Source organism: Streptomyces sp. NPDC021749, assembly GCF_040640655.1.
In the GTDB taxonomy this organism is placed as follows: Bacteria; Actinomycetota; Actinomycetes; order Streptomycetales; family Streptomycetaceae; genus Streptomyces.
In genome coordinates, this window is sequence record NZ_JBFACE010000016.1 from 86,705 (window position 1) to 110,858 (window position 24,154).

21 protein-coding genes are annotated in these 24,154 nt (G+C 72.1%); 12 read left to right on the plus strand and 9 right to left on the minus strand.

All coding sequences use genetic code 11. The features are described from left to right. Nucleotides 1-38: 38 nt before the first annotated feature. The gene (locus tag AB0G35_RS18195; RefSeq protein WP_360949789.1) at nucleotides 39-605 is read right to left on the minus strand and encodes a L,D-transpeptidase; all 567 of its coding nucleotides are present in this window, start codon (nucleotides 603-605) and stop codon (nucleotides 39-41) included. An 89-nt stretch (nucleotides 606-694) separates the two neighbouring features. Between AB0G35_RS18195 and tsaB the strand changes: the two genes are divergently transcribed. The 4 genes from tsaB to AB0G35_RS18215 all read left to right on the plus strand — a co-directional run bounded on the left by tsaB (nucleotide 695) and on the right by AB0G35_RS18215 (nucleotide 3,638). Further along, complete coding sequence (gene tsaB / locus AB0G35_RS18200; protein ID WP_360949792.1) at nucleotides 695-1,354, plus strand: tRNA (adenosine(37)-N6)-threonylcarbamoyltransferase complex dimerization subunit type 1 TsaB; 660 nt, start codon at nucleotides 695-697, stop codon at nucleotides 1,352-1,354. 134 nt (nucleotides 1,355-1,488) lie between these two features. Beyond that, nucleotides 1,489-1,962, plus strand: a complete 474-nt coding sequence (gene rimI / locus AB0G35_RS18205) for a ribosomal protein S18-alanine N-acetyltransferase (protein ID WP_360949970.1) — start codon at nucleotides 1,489-1,491, stop codon at nucleotides 1,960-1,962. 5 nt (nucleotides 1,963-1,967) lie between these two features. Then, nucleotides 1,968-3,122 (plus strand): tRNA (adenosine(37)-N6)-threonylcarbamoyltransferase complex transferase subunit TsaD, encoded by a 1,155-nt coding sequence (gene tsaD / locus AB0G35_RS18210; protein WP_360949795.1) that lies wholly within the window; start codon nucleotides 1,968-1,970, stop codon nucleotides 3,120-3,122. 150 nt (nucleotides 3,123-3,272) lie between these two features. Continuing rightward, on the plus strand, nucleotides 3,273-3,638 hold the full coding sequence (locus tag AB0G35_RS18215) for a hypothetical protein (RefSeq protein WP_360949798.1): 366 nt from the start codon (nucleotides 3,273-3,275) through the stop codon (nucleotides 3,636-3,638). Between the two features lie 7 nt (nucleotides 3,639-3,645). Here AB0G35_RS18215 and AB0G35_RS18220 read toward each other — a convergent pair whose 3' ends face one another. Both AB0G35_RS18220 and AB0G35_RS18225 read right to left on the minus strand, forming a co-directional pair. Next, entirely contained in the window at nucleotides 3,646-4,857 is a 1,212-nt protein-coding gene (locus tag AB0G35_RS18220; protein WP_360949801.1) for a class I SAM-dependent methyltransferase, read from the minus strand. 317 nt (nucleotides 4,858-5,174) lie between these two features. Next, a complete protein-coding gene (locus tag AB0G35_RS18225; RefSeq protein WP_360949973.1) occupies nucleotides 5,175-6,530 on the minus strand; it encodes an FtsW/RodA/SpoVE family cell cycle protein in 1,356 nt (451 codons plus the stop codon). Nucleotides 6,531-7,090: 560 nt separating this feature from the next. On the opposite strand from AB0G35_RS18225, the gene groES reads away from it, so the two are divergent. Then, nucleotides 7,091-7,399, plus strand: coding sequence for a co-chaperone GroES (groES, locus tag AB0G35_RS18230; RefSeq protein WP_030417080.1), 309 nt, complete (start codon nucleotides 7,091-7,093; stop codon nucleotides 7,397-7,399). Between the two features lie 132 nt (nucleotides 7,400-7,531). Continuing rightward, entirely contained in the window at nucleotides 7,532-9,157 is a 1,626-nt protein-coding gene (groL, locus tag AB0G35_RS18235; protein ID WP_360949976.1) for a chaperonin GroEL, read from the plus strand. A 213-nt stretch (nucleotides 9,158-9,370) separates the two neighbouring features. Here groL and AB0G35_RS18240 read toward each other — a convergent pair whose 3' ends face one another. From AB0G35_RS18240 to AB0G35_RS18250, 3 genes are all read right to left on the minus strand, one after another. After that, on the minus strand, nucleotides 9,371-10,390 hold the full coding sequence (locus AB0G35_RS18240) for a hydroxyacid dehydrogenase (RefSeq protein ID WP_360949979.1): 1,020 nt from the start codon (nucleotides 10,388-10,390) through the stop codon (nucleotides 9,371-9,373). A 444-nt stretch (nucleotides 10,391-10,834) separates the two neighbouring features. Continuing rightward, nucleotides 10,835-11,608, minus strand: a complete 774-nt coding sequence (locus AB0G35_RS18245; RefSeq protein WP_360949804.1) for an SDR family oxidoreductase — start codon at nucleotides 11,606-11,608, stop codon at nucleotides 10,835-10,837. Nucleotides 11,609-11,691: 83 nt separating this feature from the next. Continuing rightward, nucleotides 11,692-12,351: an MOSC domain-containing protein gene (locus AB0G35_RS18250; RefSeq protein WP_360949807.1), complete on the minus strand. Its 660-nt coding sequence runs from the start codon at nucleotides 12,349-12,351 to the stop codon at nucleotides 11,692-11,694. A gap of 251 nt (nucleotides 12,352-12,602) precedes the next feature. Here AB0G35_RS18250 and AB0G35_RS18255 point away from each other — a divergent pair, with 251 nt between their 5' ends. Beyond that, nucleotides 12,603-13,514 (plus strand): LysR family transcriptional regulator, encoded by a 912-nt coding sequence (locus tag AB0G35_RS18255; RefSeq protein WP_360949810.1) that lies wholly within the window; start codon nucleotides 12,603-12,605, stop codon nucleotides 13,512-13,514. Between the two features lie 465 nt (nucleotides 13,515-13,979). On the opposite strand, the gene AB0G35_RS18260 is transcribed toward AB0G35_RS18255, so the two are convergent. Further along, on the minus strand, nucleotides 13,980-14,312 hold the full coding sequence (locus tag AB0G35_RS18260; RefSeq protein ID WP_360949813.1) for a WhiB family transcriptional regulator: 333 nt from the start codon (nucleotides 14,310-14,312) through the stop codon (nucleotides 13,980-13,982). A gap of 381 nt (nucleotides 14,313-14,693) precedes the next feature. Here AB0G35_RS18260 and AB0G35_RS18265 point away from each other — a divergent pair, with 381 nt between their 5' ends. The 4 genes from AB0G35_RS18265 (at nucleotide 14,694) to AB0G35_RS18280 (ending at nucleotide 19,031) form a co-directional block, all read left to right on the plus strand. Then, the gene (locus tag AB0G35_RS18265) at nucleotides 14,694-15,305 is read left to right on the plus strand and encodes a response regulator transcription factor (protein WP_003948568.1); all 612 of its coding nucleotides are present in this window, start codon (nucleotides 14,694-14,696) and stop codon (nucleotides 15,303-15,305) included. Nucleotides 15,306-15,584: 279 nt separating this feature from the next. Continuing rightward, complete coding sequence (locus AB0G35_RS18270; RefSeq protein WP_018090849.1) at nucleotides 15,585-16,160, plus strand: sigma-70 family RNA polymerase sigma factor; 576 nt, start codon at nucleotides 15,585-15,587, stop codon at nucleotides 16,158-16,160. A 130-nt stretch (nucleotides 16,161-16,290) separates the two neighbouring features. Beyond that, nucleotides 16,291-17,793, plus strand: a complete 1,503-nt coding sequence (gene guaB / locus AB0G35_RS18275) for an IMP dehydrogenase (RefSeq protein WP_360949816.1) — start codon at nucleotides 16,291-16,293, stop codon at nucleotides 17,791-17,793. Between the two features lie 122 nt (nucleotides 17,794-17,915). Continuing rightward, nucleotides 17,916-19,031: a GuaB3 family IMP dehydrogenase-related protein gene (locus AB0G35_RS18280; protein WP_360949819.1), complete on the plus strand. Its 1,116-nt coding sequence runs from the start codon at nucleotides 17,916-17,918 to the stop codon at nucleotides 19,029-19,031. A gap of 660 nt (nucleotides 19,032-19,691) precedes the next feature. Here the strand turns inward: AB0G35_RS18280 and AB0G35_RS18285 are convergent. Next, nucleotides 19,692-20,933: a nucleotide sugar dehydrogenase gene (locus AB0G35_RS18285; protein ID WP_360949822.1), complete on the minus strand. Its 1,242-nt coding sequence runs from the start codon at nucleotides 20,931-20,933 to the stop codon at nucleotides 19,692-19,694. A gap of 246 nt (nucleotides 20,934-21,179) precedes the next feature. Here AB0G35_RS18285 and AB0G35_RS18290 point away from each other — a divergent pair, with 246 nt between their 5' ends. Continuing rightward, entirely contained in the window at nucleotides 21,180-22,886 is a 1,707-nt protein-coding gene (locus tag AB0G35_RS18290) for a glycerol-3-phosphate dehydrogenase/oxidase (RefSeq protein WP_360949825.1), read from the plus strand. A gap of 10 nt (nucleotides 22,887-22,896) precedes the next feature. Here AB0G35_RS18290 and AB0G35_RS18295 read toward each other — a convergent pair whose 3' ends face one another. After that, nucleotides 22,897-24,078, minus strand: a complete 1,182-nt coding sequence (locus tag AB0G35_RS18295) for a serine hydrolase domain-containing protein (protein ID WP_360949828.1) — start codon at nucleotides 24,076-24,078, stop codon at nucleotides 22,897-22,899. Nucleotides 24,079-24,154: the final 76 nt, after the last annotated feature.

A 24,154-nucleotide genomic window follows, 5' to 3' on the forward strand; every position in this document is an offset into this window, starting at 1 on the left:
GCAGGGCCCCCACGGGTGCCTCCCTGGAGGGCGGCCGCCTAGGCCACCACCACGACCTTGGTGCCCTGGAGTGCGAAATCCCACATCGCCTTGCCGTCGGCCCGGGACTCCCGGATGCCGCCGGTCTTCTTCTTGGCGGCGGGGTCGGGCCGGGAGCCGTCGACGGCCGCGCTGAAACCGATCGGAACACCGCCGACGCCGCCGAACAGCACCACATGCTCGATCGCGACCCCGTCCGAGCCGGTGATGCTCACCGACCGCGAGGTCACCGAGTACGTCCCGGGCGCCGGGCTCACCGTGCTGGGCGCGACCTGGTACGTCCGCAGCGCCTTGCCGTTCGCGCCGACCAGCCAGACCCGCTTGGCGGCGAGCGAGTACACCACCCGCTTGCCGGTGCCGGACGCCGCCGGGACCGGCGCCGGAGCGGGCGCCCGGTGCTTCTTGCCGGAGCCGTCCTCGTGGCCCTTGGCGCTGCCGTGGTGGCCCTTGCGGGCCGGGGCGAGCGAGTCCGGGGCGGAGGCCGCGGCCTGGTAGCCGAGCACCCCGACCACGACCACGGCGGCCGTGGTCAGCGCGGTGACGATCGTGCTGCTCTTAGCGGGCACCGCTGTGCCACCTTTCCGTACGGGCCTGGACCACGGGCCGACGGTAGCACCGCGACGGGCACCACCTGCCGCGCCGTAGTCTTAAAGGCGTGCTGCTGCTAGCTCTTGACACCGCCACCCCCGCCGTCACCGTCGCGCTCCATGACGGAGAGCGGGTCCTCGCCGAGTCCTGCCAGGTGGACGCCCGCCGGCACGGCGAGCTGCTGCTGCCCGCCGTCGACCGGGTGCTGGCCGAGGCCGGCCGCAAGCTCGACGAGGTCAGCGTCATCGTGGCCGGGGTGGGCCCGGGGCCGTACACCGGTCTGCGGGTCGGCCTGGTGACCGCCGCCACGTTCGGTGCGGCGCTCGACGTCCCCGTCCACGGCCTGTGCACGCTCGACGGCCTGGCCCACGCCTCCGGTCTGACCGAGCCGTTCGTGGTGGCCACCGACGCCCGCCGCAAAGAGGTCTACTGGGCCCGCTTCACGGACTCCCGTACGCGGATCACCGAGCCCGCCGTGGACCGCCCCGCCGACATCGCCGACCAGGTGGCCGGCGTCCCGGCCGTGGGCGCGGGCGCGCTGCTCTACGACTCCGTCTTCACCGGCGTACGGCGCGACGCCCCCGAGCACCAGTCGGCCGGCGCGCTCGCCGAGCTGGCCGCCGCCAAGCTGGCCGCGGGCGAGGAGCTGCTGCCGCCGCGGCCGCTGTACCTGCGCCGCCCGGACGCCCAGGTGCCCGCGAACTACAAGGTGGTCACGCCCAAGTGAGCTCCCGCCCGTCGCCCGACCACCGCCCCTCAAGGGCACCGCTGCGCGGCGGCACCTCTGAAGCGTCGCCCGACCACCGCCCCTCAAGGGCACCGCTGCGCGGCGGCACCCCACAACCCGCCGAGCTGCGCGAGATGCGCTGGTGGGACATAGCCCCGGTGCTGGAGCTGGAGCGCCAGCTGTTCCCCGAGGACGCCTGGTCGCGCGGCATGTTCTGGTCCGAGCTGGCGCACGCCCGCGGCCCGTGGGCCACCCGCCGCTACGTGGTCGCCGAAATCGCGGGCCGGCTGGTCGGCTACGCCGGCCTGGCCGCCGTCGACGGCACCGGCGACGTCCAGACCATCGCCGCCGCCCGCGACCAGTGGGGCACCGGCCTCGGCGCCCGGCTGCTGACCGAACTCCTCGGCGCCGCAACGGACTTCGAATGCCACGAGGTACTGCTGGAGGTGCGGGTCGACAACCTCCGCGCACAGCGCCTCTACGAACGCTTCGGCTTCGAACCGATCGGCTTCCGGCGCGGCTACTACCAGCCCGGCAACATCGACGCCCTGGTGATGCGCCGTACCACCCAGACCTCCTCCGAAGCACCCTCCGTACAAGGAACCTGACAACCATGGCTGACTCACGCGGCGGACCGCTCGTCCTCGGCATCGAGACCTCCTGCGACGAGACCGGTGTCGGCATCGTCCGCGGCCACACCCTCCTCGCCGACGCGGTCGCCTCCAGCGTCGACGAACACGCCCGCTTCGGCGGCGTGGTGCCGGAGGTGGCCTCCCGCGCCCATCTGGAGGCGATGGTCCCCACCATCCAGCGCGCCCTGAAGGAGGCCGGTGTCGCGGCGAGCGACCTGGACGGCATCGCGGTCACCGCGGGCCCGGGCCTGGCCGGCGCCCTGCTCGTCGGCGTCTCGGCCGCCAAGGCGTACGCCTACGCGCTCGGCAAGCCGCTCTACGGCGTCAACCACCTCGCCTCGCACATCTGCGTCGACCAGCTCGAACACGGCCCGCTGCCGGAGCCGACGATGGCCCTGCTGGTCTCCGGCGGCCACTCCTCGCTGCTGCTGGCCCCGGACATCACCTCCGACGTGCGCCCGCTCGGCTCGACCATCGACGACGCGGCCGGCGAGGCGTTCGACAAGATCGCCCGGGTGCTGAACCTCGGCTTCCCGGGCGGCCCGGTCATCGACCGCTACGCACGCGAGGGCGACCCGGACGCGATCCGCTTCCCGCGCGGGCTGACCGGCCCCCGCGACCCCGCCTACGACTTCTCCTTCTCCGGCCTGAAGACGGCGGTGGCCCGCTGGATCGAGGCCAAGCGGGCGGCCGGCGAGGAGGTGCCGGTGGCGGACGTCTCGGCGTCCTTCCAGGAGGCCGTGGTGGACGTGCTGACCCGTAAGGCCGTGCGCGCCTGCAAGGACAACGGCGTCGAGCACCTGATGATCGGCGGCGGGGTCGCGGCCAACTCCCGGCTGCGGGCGATGGCCGAACGCCGCTGCGAGGACGCCGGGATCACGCTGCGGGTGCCGCGGCCCAAGCTGTGCACCGACAACGGCGCGATGGTCGCGGCGCTCGGCGCCGAGATGGTGGCGCGCGGCCGCGCGGCCTCCTCCTGGGACCTGTCCGCGGACTCCTCGCTCCCGGTCACCGACCCGCACGTCCCGGCGTCGGCACCCGAGGACGACGGCCACCACGGCCACGGCCACGGCCACGGTCATGGCCACAGCCACGACCACGTTCACGAGCTGAGCAAGCAGAACCTCTACTCGTAATCGCGCCCGTCACCGTGCACCGGTCCGGAATGTCGGCCTCCGGACCGCTGACATCTGAGGATCGGTGACAACCGCCGCCTCCCCGGACCCCGCGGCTGCCGCGAGGTCTTACCCTGGTGCAGCACCGGGCGCGTGGGGAGGCGGCAGGCTGTGGACTGGTTCTGGTGGGTGTTCATCTTCTTCATGGCGGGCGGCTTCGCCAAGGTCGCGGACACCGCCCGTACGGCGCTGCGCACCCGCCACGAGCGCAAGATGGAACGGCTGGAGTCCGCCCGTCAGGAACGGCAGGCGCTGGAGGCCGCCCAGAAGCCGCCGGAGCCGGTGTGCGGCTGCACCCACCACCTCGCGAAGCATGACAAAAAGGGCAAGTGTCATGAGCGGGTGGAGATCCCGGTCGCCTGGGACGCCGACCACAAGCCGGTCCAGTACGAGGCCGGCCAGTGCACCTGCCAGCAGTACGTCGGCCCGCAGCCGCTCTCCCAGATCTACGCCGAGGACCTCACCGACCTGGCCTGACGCTCCGTCAGGCCTCCTCGGCCGGCTGCCCCAGCAGCATCGTCGGTGCCCCCGCGACCCGGGTGAGGAAGATCGTGCAGGAGGCGCCGCCGCCCAGCTTCAGCTTCTTGCGCAGCTCCTCCGGCTCCACCGCGGAGCCCCGTTTCTTGATCACCGCCACACCGACCCCGCGCTCCCGCAGCAGCGCCTTGAGCCGTTTGACGTGGAACGGCAGCACATCGGTGATCACGTAGGCGGTGGCGAAGGGGGTCGGGCGCAGCGCGTCGGCGGTGACGTACGCGATCGTCGGGTCGATCAGCCGCCCGTCGACCTGCCGGGCGACGTCCGCGACGAGATGCGCGCGGATCACCGCCCCGTCCGGCTCGTACAGGTAGCGGCCCACCGGCCCCGGCTCCGGATCCGGCAGCCCGGCGCCGAGCAACGAGTCCGCACCGGGCAGCAGCGTGGCCCGACGCCCGCCGGGCACCGGCCGCTCGCCCCCGCCGGTCCGGGCGAACCACACCACCGCCTCCTTCACCTCGCCCCCGTAAGAGATCCACTCCGTCTCGGCGTCCTCGGGCAGCGCCTCGTGCGGCACCCCCGGCGCGATCTTCAGCGCCGCGAACGGGGCGGTACGGGCCGCCTCGACGGCCCACGACAGCGGCGGCGAGTACGCCTCCGGATCGAAGATCCGGCCCCCGCGCGCCTTGGTGCGGCGCGCCGGGTCGACGAACACCGCGTCGTACCCGGCGGTGTCCACCTCCGTCACGTCCGCGCAGCGCACCTCGATCAGCTCCGCGAGCCCCAGCGCCTCGGCGTTCGCCCGCGCCGCCGCGCAGGCCAGCGGGTCCCGGTCGACGGCCAGCACCCGGATCCCGGCCCGTGCCAGGGCCAGCGCGTCGCCGCCGATCCCGCAGCACAGATCCGCCAGCGTCCGCACGCCGAGTCCGGCCAGCCGTGCCGCGCGGTGCGCGGCGACCGCGGCGCGGGTGGACTGCTCGACCCCGTTCGGCGTGAAGTACATCCGCTGCGCGTCGGCCCCGAACTTCGCCGCCGCCCGCTGCCGGAGCCGCGCCTGGGTGAGCGCGGCGGAGACGAGCGGCGCGGCGTGCGTCCGGCGCAGCCGGGTCGCTGCCGCCAGCTCGTCGGCGGGGTCGTGATCCCGCAGCTCCTCCAGCAGGGCTTGCCCTTCCGGGGCGAGGAGGGCGGCGAAATCGTCGGGGGCGTGGTCGTCCGTCACGGGGTCATTGTCTCCCCACGTTCCGCTGCGCTTGGCTGCTCCCCCACGTACCTGTCCGCGGCGCCGCGGGGCGTCTGGCCGTGCCGCCTGCGGCGGGCTGGTGGTGGTCGGGTGCGGTTCCGGCCCTCCAGACGTCGTCCTCCGGCCCAGCCCCCCCGTAGGGGGAAGGAAACGGCCGGTGGGGGCGCACGTCTCCGGCGTACGCGTCCGCAGCGAACGGAATCACGCCCGCCCCCCCCACGAGCAGTGGGGAGCAACGGCGAGCAAGCCCCGCGGCGGGACAGCCGGGTACGTGGGAGGCACCGCAAAGCGCAGCGCTAGCGCACCGGCTCGCGTCGCTTTTGGGCGTGGTCGCTGATCCGTAGCAGCACCGCGACCATCACCCAGTTCGCGACCAGGGACGAGCCGCCCTTGGCCAGGAAGGGGAGTGCCTTGCCCGTGAGGGGGATGAGGCCGGTGACGCCGCCGGAGACGACGAAGACCTGGAGCAGCAGGGCGCCGGCGAGGCCGACCGCGAGGAGTTTGCTGAAGGGGTCGCGGGCGGTCAGCCCCACCCGTAGGCCGCGCTGGGCGAGCAGGACGTAGAGCATCAGGACGGCCATCACCCCGGCGAGGCCGAGTTCCTCGCCGACGGTGGTGAGGATGAAGTCGCTGTTGCCGGCGAAGCCGATCAGTTCGGGGTGGCCCTGGCCCAGTCCGGTGCCGCTGATGCCGCCGCTGCCGAAGCTGAACAGTGCCTGGCCGAGCTGGTTGGACATCCCCTCGCGCATGCCCTCCTTGGTGAAGGCGCGCATGGGGTCCAGCCAGGCGGTGACCCGGCCGTGCACATGCGGTTCGAGGGAGCCGACGACGGCCGCGCCGACCGTGGCCATCAGCAGACCGCACACCACCCAGCTGGTGCGGCCGGTGGCCATGTAGAGCATGATCACGAAGACGCCGAAGAAGATCAGCGAGGTGCCCAGGTCGCGTTCGAAGACCAGCACCAGCAGGCTGATCACCCAGATCGTGAAGATCGGGGCGAGCTGGCGTCCCGGGGGCAGCTGGACGCCCATGACGCGGCGGCCGGCCAGCGCCAGCGCGTCGCGGTTGACGGTGAGGTAGCCGGCGAAGAACACCGAGATCATGATCTTCACGAACTCGCCGGGCTGGAGCGACAGCGGCCCGAGCAGGATCCACCGCTTCGCGCCGTACATGTCCGCACCGAAGAAGGCCGGCGCCATCAGGAGCACCAGCGCGACCACCATCGTCAGGTAGATGTAGCGCTGCAGGATGCGGTGGTCGCGCAGCACCAGCAGGATGACGATGCAGACCGCCACCCCGATCACCGTCCACACCAGCTGCCCGCTGGCCGCCTCGGCGATCTTCAGGCGGGGGGTCTGGGCGTACGTGAGGTCCAGGCGGTGCAGCAGGACCAGGCCGATCCCGGTCAGCAGCGTCGCCAGCGGCAGGATCAGCGGATCGGCGCGCGGCGCGAAGCGGCGCAGGACCAGGTGCGGGACCAGCGCCACGAAGAGCATGCTGACCGCGAAGCCGGGCAGTCCGCCGGGCAGCCGGCCGGTCATCGACAGGCCGGTGTACGCGTAGCCGAAGACGGCGATCGCGACGACGAGGGCGAGCAGCCGGGCCTCGGTCCTCCGGCGGTTCGGTGCCTGGGCGAGCGCGGCGAACGTCATGGTGCGTTCGGCATCGCTCTCCGGCTCCCCGGCCGCCCGGGAAGCACTGGTCAGTCCACGCACGGGTTCCTCCGCCATCGATGGTCAGTGCCGCCGGGCCGGAACCGGGTCGCGCATGTCGTACACGTCGCGTACGTGGCGCGCGCGGCACGCGTGGTGCACATCGCGTACGGCGCACCGGTCACATATGTCGCACACATCGCATACGACGCACGCGGCGGGCACGGTTCACCGGCTCGGCGGTCGGGGAGGTAGACGAAGCAGCCGGTGGCGTGGTTGCGAGGTAAGGGGAAGGTGTGTCCGATTTGGCAGGGATCCACCGCGGCCGTTCTCCTGGCGCGGGGGGCGGTGGTCAACCCGCGCCACAGGAAGCACCCCCGCCGCGCTGGCACTCCGCTTGACCGAGTGCTAACCGCGTCATAGTCTCGGCGTTGGCACTCTCCGAGGGGGAGTGCCAGACACACAGCGACGGGCAGGTCCGGCACCCGCGACGACGGATCCACCTGGTCGCCACCTCAGACAGTTAACCCCGTGAGATCTCCGAAGGGGGAGGTCGGATCGTGACGACCGCCAGCTCCAAGGTTGCCATCAAGCCGCTTGAGGACCGCATCGTGGTCCAGCCGCTCGACGCCGAGCAGACCACGGCTTCGGGCCTGGTCATTCCGGACACCGCCAAGGAGAAGCCCCAGGAGGGCGTCGTCCTGGCCGTGGGCCCGGGCCGCTTCGAGGACGGCAAGCGCGTCGAGCTCGACGTCACCGTTGGCGACGTCGTGCTTTACAGCAAGTACGGCGGCACCGAGGTGAAGTACAACAACGAGGAGTACCTCGTCCTCTCGGCCCGCGACGTTCTCGCGATCGTCGAGAAGTAAGTCACCGGTTTTGCCGTGATCTGCGCCCCTGGTTCCCGAGTCTGAACAACCCGGGGCAGGGGCGCAGTTCCGTTTGAGACAGCGGTCCCCACTGCGTGCCGAGGATCGCAATGAGAGGACTTGAAGCAACCCATGGCGAAGATCCTGAAGTTCGACGAGGACGCCCGTCGCGCCCTTGAGCGCGGCGTCAACAAGCTTGCCGACACGGTCAAGGTGACGATCGGCCCCAAGGGCCGCAACGTCGTCATCGACAAGAAGTTCGGCGCCCCGACCATCACCAACGACGGTGTCACCATCGCCCGTGAGGTCGAGGTCGACGACCCGTACGAGAACCTGGGCGCCCAGCTCGTCAAGGAGGTGGCGACCAAGACCAACGACATCGCGGGTGACGGCACCACCACCGCCACCGTGCTGGCCCAGGCGCTGGTCCGCGAGGGCCTCCGCAACGTCGCCGCGGGTGCTTCCCCGGCCGCCCTGAAGAAGGGCATCGACGCCGCCGTCAAGGCCGTGTCCGAGGAGCTCCTCGCGACCGCCCGGCCGATCGACGACAAGACCGACATCGCCGCGGTGGCCGGGCTGTCCGCGCAGGACAAGCAGGTCGGCGAGCTCATCGCCGAGGCGATGGACAAGGTCGGCAAGGACGGTGTGATCACCGTCGAGGAGTCCAACACCTTCGGCCTGGAGCTGGACTTCACCGAGGGCATGGCCTTCGACAAGGGCTACCTCTCGCCGTACATGGTCACCGACCAGGAGCGGATGGAGGCCGTCCTTGAGGACCCCTACATCCTGATCCACCAGGGCAAGATCGCCTCGATCCAGGACCTGCTGCCGCTGCTGGAGAAGGTCATCCAGGCCGGCGCCTCGAAGCCGCTGCTGATCATCGCCGAGGACGTCGAGGGCGAGGCCCTGTCGACCCTGGTCGTCAACAAGATCCGCGGCACCTTCAACGCGGTGGCCGTCAAGGCCCCCGGCTTCGGTGACCGCCGCAAGGCGATGCTCGGCGACATGGCCACCCTCACCGGTGCCACCGTCATCGCCGAGGAGGTCGGCCTCAAGCTCGACCAGGCCGGTCTGGACGTGCTGGGCACCGCCCGCCGCGTGACCGTCACCAAGGACGACACCACCATCGTCGACGGCGGTGGCAAGGCCGAGGACGTCGCCGGCCGCGTCGCCCAGATCAAGGCCGAGATCGAGACCACCGACTCGGACTGGGACCGCGAGAAGCTCCAGGAGCGCCTCGCCAAGCTCGCCGGCGGCGTGTGCGTCATCCGCGTGGGTGCGGCCACCGAGGTCGAGCTCAAGGAGAAGAAGCACCGTCTGGAGGACGCCATCTCCGCGACCCGCGCCGCGGTCGAGGAGGGCATCGTCTCCGGTGGTGGCTCCGCTCTGGTCCACGCCGCCAAGGTGCTGGACGGCTCCCTCGGCAAGGAGGGCGACGAGGCCACCGGTGTCGCCGTCGTCCGCCGCGCCGTCGTCGAGCCGCTGCGCTGGATCGCGGAGAACGCGGGCCTGGAGGGCTACGTCATCACCGCGAAGGTCGCCGAGCAGGACAAGGGCAACGGCTTCAACGCCGCCACCGGCGAGTACGGCGACCTGGTCAAGGCCGGCGTCATCGACCCGGTGAAGGTCACCCGCTCCGCCCTGGAGAACGCCGCCTCCATCGCGTCGCTGCTCCTGACGACCGAGACCCTGGTCGTCGAGAAGCCCGCCGAGGAGGAGTCCGCCGAGGCCGGTCACGGCCACGGCCACGCGCACTGACGCGTCCCACGGGCCGGGGGCGGCGCCCCGCCGTCCCTCGCTGACCACCCGAACCCGGTCCCGCTTCGGCGGGGCCGGGTTCGGCGTTTTGCGGTGCGGTTCTTGTGCCGGCCGGGCCTGCCGTGCACCTGTGCGTCCTGGCGGGGCTGGTCGGGGAGAGGTGCGGGCCGTGGTGGGCGTGCCGGTCCGGTGGGACGGTTGGGTCGGGGCGGCTCAGGCCGAGTGGTGCAGGTGCTCCGGGCGGACGGGGTCGGTGAACGGGAGACCGTGGGCGTAGCGTTCGAGGGCGTCCAGGGCGTGGTCGGCGAGGCGGTGGAGTTCGGAGCCGAGGGAGCCGGCGACGTGCGGGGTGAGCAGGACGTTCGGCAAGTCGTACAACGGCGAGTCGGCGGGCGGGGGTTCGGGGTCGGTGACGTCCAGGACGGCGTTGAGGCGGCCGGTGAGCAGTTCGGGCAGCAGGGCCGCCTCGTCGACGAGTGAGCCGCGGGCGGTGTTGATCAGGGTCGCCCCGTCGGGCATCAGGGCCAGCTCCCGGGCGCCGAGCGTATGGCGGGTCGCGGGGAGCTGCGGGGCGTGCACGGTGACGACGTCGCTGTCCGCGCACAGCGTGCCCAGCGGTACCGGCCGGGCGCCCAGACGGGCGGCCTCTGCGGCGCCGACGTACGGATCGTGCAGCAGTACCCGCAGGTCGAAGGGGCGCAGCAGTTCGATGACGCGGCGTCCGATGCGGGAGGCGCCGATGACGCCGACGGTGCGGTGGTAGTTGCCGGCGCCGGCGAGTTCCCGCTGCCAGTCGTGCGGGCCGCGCAGAGCGCGGTAACGGTGCGCGGAGTGCAGCACGCGCTTGTTGGCGAGCAGGATCGCGGCGAGTGTGTACTCGGCGACCGGCAGTGCGTTGGCGGCGGCGGCCGAGGTGACGGCGAGACCGCGTTCCCAGCAGGCGTCGGTGACGTGGTGTTTGACCGAGCCGGCGGCGTGGATGACGGCGCGCAGGCGGGGCGCGGCGTCCAGTACCCGAGCGGTGAGCGGCGGTGCGCCCCAGCAGGTGAGCAGGACCTCGGCGTCGGCGAGGGCGGCGGCGATCGCGGGGGGCGGGTCGGCCAGTTCGTGCGCGACGAGGTCGGGGTCGGTGCGGGCGAGCGCCGCGAGGCGGGTGCGGTGACGGGCGTCGAGCAGCCGGTCCACGATGCCGGGGCCCATCGACAGCAGCAACGCGGGCCGGGTCGAGGGCATTTCCGCAGGCCCGGAGGGATTGTCAGGGGTGGGGTGCATAGTGCGGAACGGTGCTCCTTCGTAGTCGCCCGCCAGGTCCGTCACTTGCCGCTGCCGAGGTGAGACCGGTCCTCCAAGTGGAAGGGCCGCGCCGCAGGACGACGTCCGGAGGAGCGGCACCGCACCCGACAGCCGTCAGCCCGCCGCTGGGGGCAGCTCCCACGCCCCTTGGGCAGTGGGCGAGCAACGGCGAGCCCGGGGCGGGAAAGCCGGATACGTACGGGACGCCGCAGAGCGCCACGGTGAGCAACCCCCGTGGCGCCGCAGACAGGTACGTGCGGGCGCACCGCGAAGCGCAACAGCGAGCCCCCCGCGGCGGGAAAGCCGGTACGTACGGGGCGCCGCAAAGCACCACGGCGCCCCCGCGGCGCGAAAGCCAGGTACGTACGCGGCACCGCAACGCGCCTAGCGCGGCCCGTACTTGCGGCCCGTCCGGGAGGTGAGTCCGCTCAGCATTCCTCGCGGTGCCAGCTTCACCGCGCCCATCAGGGCCTTGTAGCGCGGGTCGGGGATGGACAGGGACTTGCCGCGCATGAGGTCCTTCATCGCCGCGTCGACCAGCTTGTCGGCGTCCAGCCACATCCAGCCGGGGATGTTGTCCGTGCCCATCCCGGCCCGCTGGTGGAACTCGGTCCGTACGAAGCCGGGGCACAGCGCCATCAGGCGCACCCCGCTGCCGGCCAGGTCGCGCGCCGCGCCCTGTGTGAACTGCACCACCCACGCCTTGCTCGCGCCGTACGTGCCGCGCGGTACGAACGCCGCCACCGACGCCACGTTGACCACCGCGCCGCGCCGCCGGTCCCGCATCCCGCGCACGCCGGCCGTGGTGAGCCGCAGCACCGCCTCGCAGTGCACCTTCAGCATCGTCAGCTCGTCGGCCATCGGGACTTCGAGGTACTCGCCCTTGTTGCCGAAACCGGCGTTGTTCACCAGCAGATCGACCGGGTGTTTGGTGTCCGAGAGCCGCGCCTCGACCGCCGCGATGCCGTCGTCCGTGGACAGGTCGGCGCTGAGCACCTCCACCTCGATGCCGTGCCGGTCGTGCAACTCGGTGGCCTGCTCACGCAGTCGCTTCTCGTCGCGGGCCACCAGCACCACGCTGTGTCCGTCACTCGCCAGCCGCCGGGCGAAGGCCGCGCCGATGCCCGCCGTCGCTCCCGTGATCAATGCAGTCGTCATACCGGCACGCTATCCGCCCGGAGCGCGCCACCTGAGCCCCAACCCCCGGCCGCGCCAGGTCCCGATGCCCGGGTCCCCCCTTCTCACCCGCGCCCCGCATACTTCGCCACCTGCCGCCGGGTCTCCTCCGCAAGCGCCTCGCCCGCGTCCAGGAGCCGCGGCAGCAGCTCCCGCCGGCCGGTCAGCGCCCGGAACACCATCCGGACGGTCACCTCGTGGTCGGGCCGGTGCTCCCGCCGGACGGGGTCCCCGGCGCGGATCTCGCCCGGCTCGATCACCCGGAGGTACGCACCGGGCACCGCGGCCCCGATGAACCGTTTGATCCAGCCCGCCTCCCCCATCCGCCCCTGGAACGTACGGCAGGGGATCCGCGGCGCCGACACCTCCAGCAGGACCTCGCGGCCGATCCGCCAGCGTTCGCCGATGCGTGCGTGGGTGACTTCGACCCCCGAGGTGGTGAGGTTCTCGCCGAAGAGCCCGTTGGGCAGCGCGCGCCCCAGCTCGTGCTGCCAGACGTCCAGGTCCTCGCGGGCGTACGCGTAGACCGCCTTGTCGTCGCCGCCGTGGTGGCGCCGGTCGACCACCGCGTCACCGGCCAGCCCGCTGCCCCCGACGCCTCTGGGCCCGGGGGAGCGGACCGTCACCGGGCCGTCCACGGGCCGTTTGAAGATGCCCGTGCCGGCCTCGACGGCGGCGTGCGGGGACGGGGTGGGATGCCCCATGTTCACGGTCAGCAGCTTCATACGGAGCTCCGATGCCCGGTCGCGGCGGCACGATGCGGCCCACACACCAGGGTGACCGCTCTCCGCCCCGACAAGCGCCGCACACGCCCCGCATCTTCCCGCGCGCCCCCGAGCTTCCGGTGCCCTCACCCGGGCACCTGCCGCGCCCCCTGCCCCGAGCACCGCCCCCGTACCTCCGTGCATGCGCCCGGTGCCTCAAAGCAACCAGCCGGTTTTTCCCGGTCAGCCCAAGCCTCGCTTATGCTCGAAAAATGATCGAGGCCCGTCATCTCCGCGTGCTGCGCGCCGTCGCCAGGACCGGCTCGTTCTCCGGTGCGGCGCGGGAGCTGGGCTGCACCCAGCCGGCCATCAGCCAGCAGATGAAGGCGCTGGAGCAGTCCACCGGGACCCCGCTGCTGGTCCGGGCGGGCCGCGAGATGCGGCTGACGCAGGCCGGCGAGGCGCTCGTACGGCATGCGGTCGGCATCCTGGCCGGGCTGACCGCCGCCGAGGAGGAGGTCGCGGCCATCGCCGGGCTCCGGGCCGGGCGGGTGCGGCTGGTGTCGTTCCCCTCGGGCAGCTCGACGCTGGTGCCGACCGCCCTGGCGAAGATGCGCGACGCCCACCCCGGCACCCGCGTCTCGCTGGTGGAGGCCGAGCCGCCGCGCTCGATCGAGATGCTGCGCAACGGCGACTGCGAGATCGCGCTGGCCTTCCGCTACCCCGAGGTGCGCGGGGCGGACCCGGCGGCCGGTGCGGAGTGGGACGACCTCGTGGTGCGGCCGATCCTGGCGGACCGGCTGATCGGCCTGGTCCCGGACGGCCACCGGCTGGCGAGGGCCGGCCGCGCGCGCTTCACCGACCTGGCCGACGAGCCGTGGATCGCGGGCTGCCCGCGCTGCCGCCGGCATCTGGTGGAGGTCTGCGAGAGCGCGGGCTTCACGCCCCGCATCGACTTCGCGACGGATGACTACCCGGCCGTGATCGGCCTGGTCGGGGCGGGCCTGGGAGTCGCCGCGCTGCCCGAGCTGACGCTGGCATCGGTACGTCCCAAGGGAGCCACCGCGATCCGGATGGACCCCGCCGTGCACCGCGAGATCGTCGCGCTCACGCTGCCGGACCTGGCACGGGTCCCGGCCGTGGAGGCCATGCTCGACCAGCTGGTGGACGCCGCGGGCCGCTGAGCCCCGCAGCACGACCGCAGGCGGACGCCAGCAGCCGGACGAAGCCCCGCCCTACGACCGCAGCGGCAGCGCCCACCCGCCCGCAGACGGTCCAACCCGGTGGGCGCCTACGCCGACCTACGCCCCCAAAGCCGCCTGCATACCCAACTGCCTGCGCACCGAACCGGCAGGCAAGCCAAAGCCCCCACACCGAAACCGCACACCGAAGCCCCGCATCAAAACCGCACACCGAAGCCCCGCATCAAAACCGCACGCCGAAACCGCGGACCCGCCCTCCGCCCCCGATACCCGAACCCCGACACCGACCCCCGACTCCACGAGCCCCACCGACCCCCGACTCCACGAGCCCCACCGACCCCGACCCTTCCCCGACCCCGCCCCTCCCCGATCCCGCCGCCGCATCGCAGGCGCGCTCAGACCTCCCTGCAGGAACGTTTCTTCCGCAAGCGCTCCGCGTCCATCTCCTCAGTGGCCGGACGTCCCCGGCCGGCCCGTCATCGAGCTCGCGGGGACCAGCCGGTGGCGGGCCCGGCCCATGAGCTCCTCGCGTTCGTCCTCGGTCAGGCCGCCCCACACCCCGTAGGGCTCGCGGACGGCCAGCGCATGCGCCGCGCACTCGGCCCGCACGGGGCAGCGCATACATACCTCTTTCGCCGACGTCTCACGCGCGCTACGGGCCGCTCCGCGCTCGCCCTCGGGGTGGAAGAACAGTGAGCTGTCCACGCCGCGGCAGGCGGCCAGCAACTGCCAGTCCCAAAGATCTGCGTTCGGGCCCGGGAGGCGGGAGAAATCTGCCATTGCTTGTCCCCTCGAAGCGATGCGGATTCGGGCTCGGTGCTCACGACCGTACATCTACTGTCGAAGTAGATGTAAATATGACTCATTGCGAATCTAGTCATAGTCAACGCGAAAATGGAAGAAAGGGAGCCAAATAGGGCATAGGGTGCACGCGCGGATGCCGGTCGCCCGATGAGTCGTCTGCGTATCCGGCTCCTCACGGAGCGTGCTGAACTCGGTCGCCGAAGCCGTAACTCTTTCGGGTGACCGTCGTTGAGTGTGCGGAGGCGATTGGCAGAGGTAGCCCTCGGGCAGGTGTCCGAGCGGCCGTCAATCGCACAGGTGACGATACGTACCAGCCTGGAGGCTCAAGGTGACGCGCATCAGCTGCGGAGGGCGGTCATGACATCCGTCCTCGTCTGCGACGACTCCCCGCTTGCCCGAGAGGCGCTCCGTCGGGCGGTTGCGACCGTGCCCGGCGTCGAGCGTGTGACGACCGCGGCCAACGGCGAGGAAGTCCTCCGCCGCTGGGGTGCCGATCGGTCGGACCTGATTCTGATGGACGTACGGATGCCCGGTCTCGGCGGTGTCGAGACCGTGCGCCGGCTGCTGTCCGCGGATCCGGGCGCCCGGATCATCATGCTCACGGTGGCCGAGGACCTCGACGGCGTCGCGCTCGCGGTCGCCGCCGGCGCCCGCGGCTATCTGCACAAGGACGCCTCGCGCGCCGAGCTGCGGGCGACGGTGACCCAGGCGCTCGCCGATCCGACGTGGCGGCTCGCCCCGCGCCGGCTGCGGTCCGCCGAGATGGGTGCCGCGCCGACGCTCACCGCGCGTGAGATCCAGGTGCTGGAGGGCATGAGCCACGGCCGTTCGAACGCCGAGATCGGCCGCGAGCTCTTCCTGTCGGAAGACACGGTCAAGACGCACGCCCGGCGGCTGTTCAAGAAACTGGGCGCCTCCGACCGGGCCCATGCGGTGGCGCTCGGCTTCCGCTGGGGACTGGTCCGCTAAGGCGTTGTGACGTGCAGCGATGCGGGGGAGTGAAGATCCCCGCCCGCCCTGTGGCGGGCGGGGCGGCATGGTGCCCCGCATGTCCCGGTCGGCGACGGCGGTCCGATTCGCCGCGCGGTGCCGCATCCTTGACGTATGGAGTTCCTCGGGGACGGGCCGCTAGGGCACGAGGGGAGGGCGCGGGAGATGACTGCCGGCGCACCTGCCGCTCATAACGCTTCAGTGCACAACTATGGACCTGGTGCCGCGGACCGTGCGGCGCCAAGGCACCATGGACCGATGCGCGACGACGGGAAGCAGGAGATCGGCGATCTCGTCGCACGCGCCGTCGAGGGGGACCAGCGGGCCACTCATGACCTCCTGGCCCATGTGCACCCCCTCGCCCTGCGGTACTGCCGCACCCGGCTGTCCCGGCTGCCCGGCGACGCCCGGCACTTCGTCGAGGACCTGGCGCAGGAGGTCTGTGTCGCGGTGCTCTGCGCGCTGCCGCGCTACCGCGACACCGGCAAGCCCTTCGAGGCCTTCGTCTTCGCCATCGCCGGTCACAAGGTCGCCGATCTGCAGCGGGCCGCGATGCGCCACCCGGGCAGTACGGCCGTGCCGTCCGACGAGATGCCCGAGCAGCCCGACGACTCCCTCGGTCCCGAGGAGCGGGCGCTGCTGAGCAGTGATGCCGAGTGGGCCAAGAAGCTGCTGGCGAACCTCCCGGAGAACCAGCGCGAGCTGGTGTTGCTGCGGGTCGCGGTCGGGCTGACGGCCGAGGAGACCGGGCAGATGCTGGGGATGTCGCCGGGTGCGGTACGGGTCGCCCAGCACCGCGCGCTGAGCCGGTTGCGGGCGCTCGCCGAGCAGTAGCCCGTAGGTGACGTGAAGTCACCGTAGGAAAGCACAAGTGACAAGGCCCTCATTGCTCGTGGAATGGGCCACCCCCGTAGGCCGTTAGCATGGGAGTCCGCGCTGAGGCAAGAGCATTGGGGAAGGTGTCATGAGTGACAACGTCGACGGTATGCCCGCCAAATTCGCCATGCTCGGGCTGACATACGACGACGTGCTGCTGTTGCCCGGCGCGTCGGAGGTGCTGCCCAACGCGGTGAACACCGCGTCCCGGGTCTCGCGCAACGTCACGGTGAACATCCCGCTGCTCTCCGCCGCGATGGACAAGGTCACCGAGGCGCGGATGGCCATCGCCATGGCGCGGCAGGGCGGCGCGGGCGTGCTCCACCGCAATCTCTCCATCGAGGACCAGGCCAACCAGGTCGACCTGGTCAAGCGCTCCGAGTCCGGCATGGTCACCGACCCGATCACGGTCCGCCCGGACGCCGAGCTCGCCGAGGCCGACGCGCTGTGCGCCAAGTTCCGCATCAGCGGTGTGCCGGTCACCGACGCCGCGGGCAAGCTGCTGGGCATCGTGACCAACCGTGACATGGCCTTCGAGATGGACCGCCGCCGGCAGGTCCGCGAGGTCATGACCCCGATGCCGCTGGTCACGGGCAAGGTCGGGATCTCCGGTGACGACGCCATCGAGCTGCTGCGCCGCCACAAGATCGAGAAGCTGCCGCTGGTCGACGACGAGGGCGTGCTCAAGGGCCTGATCACGGTCAAGGACTTCGTCAAGGCCGAGAAGTACCCGAACGCCGCCAAGGACGCCGAGGGCCGGCTGGTCGTCGGTGCCGCGGTGGGCGTCGGCGACGCGGCCTACGAGCGGGCCCAGGCGCTGGTCGAGGCCGGTGCCGACTTCCTCGTCGTGGACAGCGCGCACGGCCACAGCCGCGGCATCCTCGACATGATCGCCAAGATCAAGTCCAACATCAGCGTCGACGTGGTCGGCGGCAACGTCGCCACCCGCGACGGTGCCCAGGCCCTGATCGACGCCGGCGCGGACGGCATCAAGGTCGGCGTCGGCCCCGGCTCCATCTGTACGACCCGGGTCGTCGCCGGTGTCGGCGTGCCGCAGGTCACCGCGATCTACGAGGCGGCGCAGGCCGCGAACGCCGCGGGCGTCCCGCTGATCGGCGACGGCGGCCTGCAGTTCTCCGGCGACATCGCCAAGGCCATCGCGGCCGGTGCGGACACCGTCATGCTGGGCTCGCTGCTGGCCGGCTGCGAGGAGTCGCCGGGCGAGATGGTCTTCATCAACGGCAAGCAGTTCAAGTCGTACCGCGGCATGGGCTCGCTGGGCGCGATGCAGTCCCGCGGCCAGGGCCGGTCCTTCTCCAAGGACCGCTACTTCCAGGACAACGTCCTCTCCGAGGACAAGCTGGTGCCCGAGGGCATCGAGGGCCAGGTCCCCTACCGCGGCCCGCTCGCCTCGGTCGCCCACCAGCTCGTCGGCGGTCTGCGCGCCTCCATGGGCTACGTCGGCTCCGCCGACATCCCCGAGCTCAAGGAGAAGGGCCGGTTCGTCCGGATCACCGCCGCGGGCCTGAAGGAGAGCCACCCGCACGACGTCCAGATGATCACCGAGGCGCCGAACTACGCCCGTCGCTGACGTCTGGCAGGTAGCCCCGGGCCTCGTACGCCCCTACCGTGAGCCCGCGGCCGCACCCCGGCCGCGGGCTCCGGTGCGTCGGGGATACTGGAGACGCAGACGTAGAAGGAAAGGCCACACACGTGACTGAGATCGAGATCGGGCGCGGCAAGCGCGGCCGCCGGGCATACGCATTCGACGACATCGCCGTCGTACCCAGTCGCCGCACCCGCGACCCGAAGGAGGTCTCGATCGCCTGGCAGATCGACGCCTACCGCTTCGAGCTGCCGTTCCTGGCGGCCCCCATGGACTCGGTGGTCTCCCCGCAGACCGCCATCCGCATCGGTGAGCTGGGCGGCCTGGGCGTCCTCAACCTCGAAGGGCTGTGGACCCGCTACGAGGACCCGGAGCCGCTGCTCGCCGAGATCGCCGAGCTGGACGAGGCCGACGCGACCCGCCGGCTCCAGGAGATCTACGCGGCCCCGATCAAGGAAGAGCTGATCGGGCAGCGGATCAAGGAGGTGCGCGACGCGGGCGTGGTCACCGCCGCGGCACTGTCGCCGCAGCGCACCGCGCAGTTCTCCAAGGCCGTCGTGGACGCCGGCGTGGACATCTTCGTCATCCGCGGCACGACGGTGTCGGCGGAGCACGTGTCGAGCGCGGCCGAACCGCTGAACCTCAAGCAGTTCATCTACGAGCTGGACGTCCCGGTGATCGTCGGCGGCTGCGCCACGTACACCGCGGCCCTGCATCTGATGCGTACCGGCGCGGCCGGCGTGCTGGTCGGCTTCGGCGGCGGCGCCGCGCACACCACCCGTAACGTCCTGGGCATCCAGGTCCCGATGGCGACCGCGGTCGCCGATGTCGCGGCCGCCCGCCGTGACTACATGGACGAGTCCGGCGGCCGCTACGTCCACGTCATCGCCGACGGCGGTGTGGGCTGGTCGGGCGACCTGCCCAAGGCGATCGCCTGCGGCGCGGACGCGGTGATGATGGGCTCCCCGCTCGCCCGCGCGACCGACGCGCCGGGCCGCGGCCACCACTGGGGCATGGAGGCGGTCCACGAGGACGTGCCGCGCGGCAAGCGGATGGACCTGGGTGCGGTCGGCACGACCGAGGAGGTCCTCCTCGGCCCCTCCCACACGCCGGACGGTTCGATGAACTTCTTCGGCGCGCTGCGCCGGGCGATGGCGACCACCGGCTACTCGGAGCTGAAGGAATTCCAGCGCGTCGAGGTCACGGTCGCGCCGCGGCGGTAGGCCGTGCGGTAGTCCGTAGGGCACGTACGAAGGGCCGGTCATCCTGGTGGGTGACCGGCCCTTTCGCGTGCCCAACTGCCTTCGGCCGGGGGCGCCTTGTGCGATGCGGGGGCGCACGGTTGTCTTCGCGGCATATGCGGGCCGGTCGGCGGGGCCGGGCCCGATAGCGTTCACGTGGCGCCCCAGGTTTCTGTAGCGCCCCCTTCCAAGGACTTGGTTCCGGACCCCGGCCGTCGGGGCCCGGCCCGATTTCCGACGGACCGTCCACCGGGCTACTGGGCGGTGTCGTGGAAGGGGGCGACGCCCATGGGACGTCACCGCAAGCCCACCCGCCGGGACCGGATCCGTCTTCGGATGGTGAAGTGCCGGAGGAGGTGGATCTTGCGGATGTTTGGATGGTGAGCGGCCGCCCCTACAAAAGCTAGGGGCGGACACCCGTGAGCTATCCGGAGCCTGCCGCAGTACCGGCTGCGGTGGGCTCCACCTTATTGCGGTGATGGTGAGCGGCCGCCCCCACAAAGGCTAGGGGCGGACACCCGTGATCCATCAGGAGCCTGCCGCAGTGGCCTCTGCGGTGGGCTCCACCTGTTTCCGTAAGGTACCCGCGCTGCGCGCCCGGTGCCACCAGCTCCGGAGTCCGGGTCACCTCGCGCGCCCCCTTCACAGTCGATGCGCCGCCCCCGTGGGCGTGGCGCCCCGGGTGTCCAGCAGCAGTTGGGCCTTCACCGACAGGCCCTGGAGGTCGTAGGTGCGGTGGTGCTGGAGGAGGAGGGTCAGGTCGGCGGCGGAGGCGGCGTCGTAGAGGGAGTCGGCGCGGGGGACGGGGCGGCCGTGGACGGTCCAGTGCGGGACGTGCGGGTCGTGGTAGGTGACGTGGGCGCCGAGTTCGCGGAGGCGGGCGGCGATTTCCCAGGCGGGGGAGCCGGTCTGGTCGGCGACGTCCGGTTTGTAGGTGACGCCGAGCAGGAGGATGCGGGCGCCGCGCGCGGACTTGCCGTGTTCGTTGAGGAGGGTGGCGCAGCGCTGGATGACGTAGCGCGGCATCCGGCCGTTGACCTCCTGGGCGAGTTCGACCATGCGGAGGGGGAGCGGGAGGGAGGGGGAACGTCCCTTTTCGGCAAGGGAGTTGGGGTCCACCGCGGGGGCGTGACCGCCTACGCCGGGGCCGGGGCGGAAGGACTGGAAGCCGAACGGTTTGGTTTCGGCGCAGCGGATGACGTCCCACAGGTCGACGCCGATGTCGTGGCAGAAGACCGCCATCTCGTTCATCAGGGCGATGTTGACGTGGCGGTAGTTCGTTTCGAGGAGTTTGGCGGTCTCGGCCTCGCGGGGGCCGCGGGCGCGGACGACCTTGTCGGTGAGGCGGCCGTAGAAGGTGGCGGCGGCCTCCGTGCAGGCGGGGGTGAGGCCGCCGATGACCTTGGGCGTGTTGGCGTAGTGGTGGGTGCGGTTGCCGGGGTCGTGGCGGCCGGGTGAGTACGCGAGGTGGAAGTCGCGGCCGGCGGTGAGGCCGGAGCCCGCTTCGAGCAGGGGCCGCAGGAATTCCTCGGTGGTGCCCGGGTGCGCGCTGGATTCCAGGATCACCGTGGTGTGCGGGCGCAGTTGTGCGGCCAGCGTGCGGGCGGCGGCGGCGACCGCGGAGAGGTCCAGGGCGCGGTCCTCGCCGAGCGGGGTGGGGGCGCAGATGACGGCGGTGCGGACCCGGCCGAGGGCGGTGGGGTCGGCGGTGGTGCGGAAACCGGCGGCGAGCAGTCGGCGGAGTTCGGTGGCGGTCAGCGGCCCGTCGGCGGCGGCGTCCGGGTCGGGGTCGTAGCCGAGGGTGCCGATGCCGGCGGTGGTGGCGGCCTGGGCGAGGGGGAGGCCGAGGTGACCGAGTCCGATGACGGCGAGATCTGCGGGCATGCTGCGACCGTCCTTCCCGAGCGGAGGGGTGGCGGGTGGTGTGTGCGGGGCGGGAAGTGCATGACGTATGCGAAGAGTGCATAAGTAGACTAAGCGGATATTTGGCCCAGAATGGGCATTGATGGATCAAGGTGGCCGGGGTGTTGCCGTGTGGGTGAAGGGGGATAGCGGCAAGGAGCGCGGTCAGAATCGACGGACGGGGCAGGGCCCCGGTCGCGGGGGCCCCGACCACAGCGGGAGGCAGCGGTGAGGACAGCGATACTGGGACCGGCGCAGCGGGCCGAGGCGCTCGCCCGAATGGCGGAGCGGGAGCTGGACGTCCTCGTGGTCGGCGGTGGTGTCGTCGGCGCGGGGATCGCACTCGACGCGGCGACCCGCGGGCTGGACACCGGGCTGGTCGAGGCCCGCGACTGGGCCTCCGGCACGTCCAGCCGGTCGAGCAAGCTCATCCACGGCGGTCTGCGGTATCTGGAGATGCTGGACTTCGCGCTGGTGCGGGAGGCGCTGAAGGAGCGCGGGCTGCTGCTGGAGCGGCTGGCGCCGCATCTGGTCAAGCCGGTGCCGTTCCTCTATCCGCTGCGGCACAAGTTCTGGGAGCGCTGGTACGCGGGCTCCGGTGTGGCGCTGTACGACGGAATGTCGGTGTCGTCGGGGCACGGCCGCGGGCTGCCGGTGCACCGTCACCTCTCGCAGAAGAGGGCGCTGCGGGTCGCGCCGTGCCTGAAGAAGGACGCGCTGGTCGGCGCGCTCCAGTACTACGACGCGCAGATGGACGACGCCCGTTACGTCGCGACCCTGGTGCGGACCGCCGCGGCGTACGGGGCGCACGCCGCCAACCGGGCGCGGGTGACGGGTTTTCTGCGCGAGGGCGAGCGGGTGGTCGGCGCGCGGGTGCAGGACGTCGAGGGCGGCCGGGAGTACGAGGTCCGGGCGCGGCAGATCGTCAACGCCACCGGCGTGTGGACGGACGACACCCAGGCGCTGATCGGGGAGCGCGGGCAGTTCCACGTACGGGCCTCGAAGGGCATCCACCTGGTCGTGCCGAAGGACCGCATCCACTCGACGACCGGGCTGATCCTGCGGACCGAGAAGAGCGTGCTGTTCGTCATCCCCTGGGGGCGGCACTGGATCGTGGGGACCACGGACACCGACTGGGATCTGGACAAGGCGCATCCGGCGGCCTCCAGCGCGGACATCGACTATCTGCTGGAGCATGTGAACGCGGTGCTCGCCACCCCGCTGACCAGGGACGACGTCGAAGGGGTGTACGCCGGGCTGCGGCCGCTGCTGGCGGGGGAGTCGGACGCCACCAGCAAGCTGTCGCGGGAGCACACGGTCGCGCATCCGGTGCCGGGCCTGGTGGTGGTCGCCGGCGGCAAGTACACGACGTACCGGGTGATGGCCAAGGACGCCGTCGACGAGGCGGTGCACGGGCTGGACCAGAGGGTCGCGGAGTGCGTCACCGAGGAGGTGCCGCTGCTCGGGGCCGAGGGGTACAAGGCGCTGTGGAACGCCCGGGCCCGGATCGCCGCCCGCACCGGACTGCACGTGGCACGGATAGAGCACCTGCTGAACCGGTACGGCGCGCTCACCGAGGAACTGCTGGAGCTCGTGGCGGACGATCCTTCCCTGGGCGAACCGCTGACCGGCGCGGACGACTATCTGCGGGCCGAGGCGGTCTACGCCTGTACGCACGAGGGGGCCCGCCACCTCGACGACGTGCTGACCCGCCGGACCCGGATCTCGATCGAGACGTTCGACCGCGGGACCCGCTGCGCCCGCGAGGTGGCCGAGTTGATGGCGCCGGCGCTCGGCTGGGACGACGACCAGGTCGAGAAGGAGATCACCCACTACCGCAAGCGGGTCGAGGCGGAACGCGAATCGCAGCGCCAGCCGGACGATCTGACGGCGGACGCGGCGCGGCTGGGGGCACCGGACATCGTGCCGCTGTAGCCCGCCGGTCTCACCCGCGCCGTGCCGCGCAGAACTCCGCGGTCAGCACGTCGGTGCCGTGTGCCCGGGCGGCCGGGGCGTCCGTGTTGACCCGGTAGCTGACGAGGTGACGGCCGTCGGCGGTGCCCGCCGTTTGGGCGAACGAGCTGTTGATGTCGCCGTTGTGGCCCCAGACCGTGACGCCGCAGGGCAGCTCGGTGGCGTAGAGGCCGAGGCCGTAGGCGCCGTGGGTGGCCTTCTCGCTGCGTATCTCGGCCATCTGGCGGGGCGCCAGGAGCTTGCCGCCGAGCAGCGCGGCGAAGAAGCGGTTGAGGTCGCCCAGGGTCGTGACCATCTCGCCGGCCGCGCCGGCCCGGCTGGGGTCGAGGTAGGTGGTGTCCACCCGCCGGTCGCCGACCTGGGAGTACGCGCGGCCGTGCGGTGCCGGCAGCCCCGGGTCCGTACCGGGGAAGGACGTGTCGTACAGCGCTGCGGGGACGAGGACGCGGCGGCGGATCTCGGTGGCGTACGGGTGGCCGGTGACCGCCCGGATGATCAGGCCCAGCACCAGGTAGTTGGTGTTGGAGTAGGTGTAACGGGCGCCCGGCGCGGCCGACGGCGGGTGGTCGAGGGCGATCCGCAGGAGCGCGGCCGGGGAGTAGCGGTCGTAGCGGTGGGTGCGGAAGCCGGTGCCGGACAGCCGCCGGGCCAGCCGGGGGTCGTCGGTGTAGTTGTACAGGCCGCTGGTGTGGTCCAGCAGCTGGTGGACCGTCACCTTCCGCAGGTCGGCGCCGTTCCTGCCGCTGACGGGCACGCCCCGCGGCAGGTGCGCGGCCGCGCTGTCCCGCAAGGACAGCCTCCCCTCGGCGACGAGCTGCAGGACCACCGTCGCGACCACGGTCTTGGTGAGGCTGCCGGCCCGGAAGTGGTCCCCCGCGGCCATCCTGCGGCCGGTGCGCACGTCGGCGACGCCCGCCGTGGAGAAGCGCGAGGCGCCGAACCTGCCGCCGCGGGTGACGAGCGAGGCCGCGCCCGGGGCGCCGTCCGCGACCAGCCGGCGCAGGGCGGGGAGCGTCGTCGCCGGCGGCCGGTCGACGTCTCCCACCGGCGGCACACGGGTGGTGGCGGCCCGGCCCGCACAGGCCGTCAGGGCCAGCGCGGCCACTGCGGCCAGCGCCGCCGCCACGGCCGGCCGGGGCGGACGCATCGTCATGGCGACTCCCGTTCGTCGGGGCCATCATGACGGGTGTGCGGTACCGCCCGGCACCGACCCGGGCCTTCCGCACGGC

Bases quoted from the DNA above. Each gene is read 5' to 3' on its own strand.
- AB0G35_RS18250 (WP_360949807.1), bottom strand. From the start codon at position 12,351: ATGAAGCTGCTGACCGTGAACATGGGGCATCCCACCCCGTCCCCGCAC.
- AB0G35_RS18225 (WP_360949973.1), bottom strand. From the start codon at position 6,530: ATGACGTTCGCCGCGCTCGCCCAGGCACCGAACCGCCGGAGGACCGAG.
- guaB (WP_360949816.1), top strand. From the start codon at position 16,291: ATGAGTGACAACGTCGACGGTATGCCCGCCAAATTCGCCATGCTCGGG.
- AB0G35_RS18260 (WP_360949813.1), bottom strand. From the start codon at position 14,312: ATGGCAGATTTCTCCCGCCTCCCGGGCCCGAACGCAGATCTTTGGGAC.
- tsaD (WP_360949795.1), top strand. From the start codon at position 1,968: ATGGCTGACTCACGCGGCGGACCGCTCGTCCTCGGCATCGAGACCTCC.
- AB0G35_RS18245 (WP_360949804.1), bottom strand. From the start codon at position 11,608: ATGACGACTGCATTGATCACGGGAGCGACGGCGGGCATCGGCGCGGCC.
- AB0G35_RS18240 (WP_360949979.1), bottom strand. From the start codon at position 10,390: ATGCCCTCGACCCGGCCCGCGTTGCTGCTGTCGATGGGCCCCGGCATC.
- AB0G35_RS18285 (WP_360949822.1), bottom strand. From the start codon at position 20,933: ATGCCCGCAGATCTCGCCGTCATCGGACTCGGTCACCTCGGCCTCCCC.
- AB0G35_RS18270 (WP_018090849.1), top strand. From the start codon at position 15,585: ATGCGCGACGACGGGAAGCAGGAGATCGGCGATCTCGTCGCACGCGCC.
- AB0G35_RS18255 (WP_360949810.1), top strand. From the start codon at position 12,603: ATGATCGAGGCCCGTCATCTCCGCGTGCTGCGCGCCGTCGCCAGGACC.
- groL (WP_360949976.1), top strand. From the start codon at position 7,532: ATGGCGAAGATCCTGAAGTTCGACGAGGACGCCCGTCGCGCCCTTGAG.
- AB0G35_RS18295 (WP_360949828.1), bottom strand. From the start codon at position 24,078: ATGACGATGCGTCCGCCCCGGCCGGCCGTGGCGGCGGCGCTGGCCGCA.
- rimI (WP_360949970.1), top strand. From the start codon at position 1,489: ATGCGCTGGTGGGACATAGCCCCGGTGCTGGAGCTGGAGCGCCAGCTG.
- AB0G35_RS18265 (WP_003948568.1), top strand. From the start codon at position 14,694: ATGACATCCGTCCTCGTCTGCGACGACTCCCCGCTTGCCCGAGAGGCG.